3 protein-coding genes are annotated in these 2949 nt (G+C 38.1%); 1 reads left to right on the top strand and 2 read right to left on the bottom strand.

Going from position 1 to position 2949, the window contains the following annotated elements:
* The coding region (locus tag KHQ28_RS29710) for a DUF4238 domain-containing protein (protein WP_369123043.1) at window positions 1-120 on the bottom strand (120 nt) is incomplete at its 3' end.
* Between the two features lie 579 nt (window positions 121-699).
* Between KHQ28_RS29710 and KHQ28_RS25010 the strand changes: the two genes are divergently transcribed.
* On the top strand, window positions 700-1350 hold the full coding sequence (locus tag KHQ28_RS25010; protein WP_023302092.1) for a hypothetical protein: 651 nt from the start codon (window positions 700-702) through the stop codon (window positions 1348-1350).
* A 77-nt stretch (window positions 1351-1427) separates the two neighbouring features.
* On the opposite strand, the gene mobQ is transcribed toward KHQ28_RS25010, so the two are convergent.
* Entirely contained in the window at window positions 1428-2828 is a 1401-nt protein-coding gene (gene mobQ, locus KHQ28_RS25005; protein ID WP_023302091.1) for a MobQ family relaxase, read from the bottom strand.
* Window positions 2829-2949: the final 121 nt, after the last annotated feature.

Genomic DNA, 2949 nt, shown 5'->3' with positions numbered 1-2949 from the left:
TTTGTTTTCATGTATTTTGTCATAAACGTATAATCTATAATTTTTCTTTTTAAAAGTGAATGCAAAGTTTTTAAGGTAAAATTGGGGTAAATAATGATGATCTATTGGGGTATTACTCATGATTAAATTCCATTAGATTGGTGATGGATGTTTTGTAGTATATTAAAAAACATCAAGTTCAACAAGGTGTAATAGTTGTTATGCCACTACTTATTAGTCCCATTTATTATAAGGTCTTAATTGCTTTAAATAGAGCGTAAGCATAGGAGGTTGTATGTATGGGCTGTGATTCATACAGTGATCGAGATCTTTATTGTCATACAAATGGCATGTTGGGAAACGACTAAATTAGCCTGTCATTTTTTCAATCTAAAAAGACTGTGCTTCATTTATCTTCATTATTAGTCGGCTTAACCTGCTGCTCATATTCATTATATTGAATATAACGGCTTAATATTCTATCCAATATGTAGATTTTGCCACTCGTTTATCATATTAATTGTCAGTGGTATCGTGTTTTATCTTAGTTCATAACATATAAATAAAACATGACTTAATACTATTTTATACAAATTTAAGATGTAGTGATATAAATAACTTTATATATGTAACAGTAAATTAAATTGACTTGCCTTCGCGCAAAGGATAATATAAAAATAGCTTATTATTCTTCATTGATGGTTTTTTGGTGAATAGATAATGAATAACAAACTTAATCTGTTATATATCAATAATATTGGGATTCTTAATGAGTATAGCAAAAGATATTCAGATAAAAATCTACATGGCCCACTTCTTTTAAATATCAGTAATTATTCATCTCAGAAGATAAAGTTGATGGTTGTTGGACAAGAGACGTTCGGCTGGAATAAATCACCCTCTATAGTAGATCAGCAAGCTACGTATCAAAAATTTAATTTTGGATCATCATATTATAGTAGTGCTTTTTGGAATATAATTAGGAAGGTGGAAAGATCACTAAATATTGAACCATATGCTATAGCGTGGTCAAATCTCAATCGATTTGATATTGATTGTGGGTCACCAGATCGCACGGAACTTGCACAAGATATTGCTTCTCTAGACTATCTCGTTAAGGAAGAGATTAGTATTCTTAAACCAGATATATGTATATTTTTTACGAATCACAAGTATGATAAAAGGCTGAGTGATTTATACCGAGATCTGGTTTTTGATAATATTGATGGATTGCCAAAGAAACATTTTTCAAGATTACATCATCCAGATCTTCCGAAGTATACGCTTAGAGCGCCACATCCTAGAACAATCAGAACGCAGCGATGGGAAGATGGTTTTATTATGGCTGTTTCACAATTTAAAAATGCTTGATTAGTAATTTATAATTTTAATAACACATGCCATGAAAAAAGGAGATATTGTATGTAATTATTATCTCTTTTTTCTTGTTATCTATGATTTGGCGGTTTTAAACGCGGTATATATTTTTTTTGTCTTTCAGACTGTATGGGAGTAATCAGATCTAGACTGATATTATGTTCAGTCTGATCGTGCTTAGGACGACTTGGAAAACGTCTGACCTCATCTTTGGTTGGCTTGTAGTCATCGCTGTTAAATCTTGCACGTCTTTCATGCTCAGAGCGTGAAACATAAATACCCTGAACCTCATCGAAGACATAGTTTTCAGCAATACGCTTATCGTGTTCGGCATCCACTGAAACAGGAACTGGCTTCTTCTTGGCCCAGACGAATTTCTCTCTTATATAATCTACTACCAGTAAGGTGAAGCGCTTGAACACACCGCTCTGACGAGGTTCAACTTTCTTCCTCTTAACTTTAACAGGAGCGCGTTTAAGTGCTCTTGCCGTTGAAGAAGATGGAGTTTTCAGTGTAGCGCGTGTATGAGGCGCAGGAGCAACCAGAACTGGTTTCTGCGAGCCAGTAGATGAACCTTTCCCTGTGTTATCAGGGATAACAATTTCTTCCGGTTCAGCCAGCGCATGAACCCTAAAGCTGGCAACATCAACAACGATGTCTAATGGCAGATCCTTAAAGGCAAAGTAGGCTTCGCCAGCTTCTTTTTTAAGCTCATCACGTATAGCTTGCTCTGCAGCACGTTGTTCCTGAGCTGCAACAGTGCCCCAACGGTCACGAGGGATATGAAGTATTGGATCACGGTTCGTTTCAATAGCTTTAGCCAGCCAGATTGCTTTCTCTTCGTTTGTAGCAGCAGCCGTAGCCTGTTCAAGGGCTTCCTCATACTGAACCCTGATAGAACGGTGATCAATGCGTTCATCATGACCATACAGCTCAAGGAACTCATTACAGATGTTCTGCCAGCCTTTACGCCAGCGATCGAGGGTTTCAGGTTTATCCCACTCACGGACTTTTTTACCAAAGCCGGTAGAAAGAATCTCACGGGTTGTTCCCATGATATGAATATGCGGGTTATGACCATTGATATCGTGGATAACAACATCAGCAATGATGCCTTGCTTGGTAAAGTGCTCAAGAACAAAAGCAGCAGTGAGTTCAATGCTCTGTTCTGGTGTTAGCTCAGCGGGGAGGGCAATCTTAAACTCTTTGGCAAGACGGGCATCTTTTCTCTTCTCGGAGACTTCAACAGCATTCCAGAGTGTTTCACTGTCAACAATCAGGTCAGGTGGCGTGTTGTCAGGAGCAAAAATCTGCGCAAAGGCAAGGTCCTTTTTATGTGCTGTTTTGCGACCACAAACTTCACCCGTTCTGTTATCGAAGAAAACTTTACGGTGACGATATGCAGCAGAGTTAACCGAAGACTGACCTTCGCCTCTGCTGATGTTCTCCATTTTAAAACTGTATATCGCCATCCAAGTATTCCTCAATGCCAAATGCTGCTTTTCGTTTTACGTAAGGAAAACGCCGGGGTTGACGTTGACCTTGATTTTGTTTCCGAAGGAAACGGTTTTAGCCTGCGGCAGGCAACCGTCG

It is taken from the genome of Klebsiella sp. 28 (assembly GCF_018223905.1).
In the GTDB taxonomy this organism is placed as follows: Bacteria; Pseudomonadota; Gammaproteobacteria; order Enterobacterales; family Enterobacteriaceae; genus Klebsiella; species Klebsiella pneumoniae.
The sequence above is the reverse complement of the archived record's forward strand: the minus strand, read 5'-3'. Positions and strand labels throughout refer to the sequence as shown.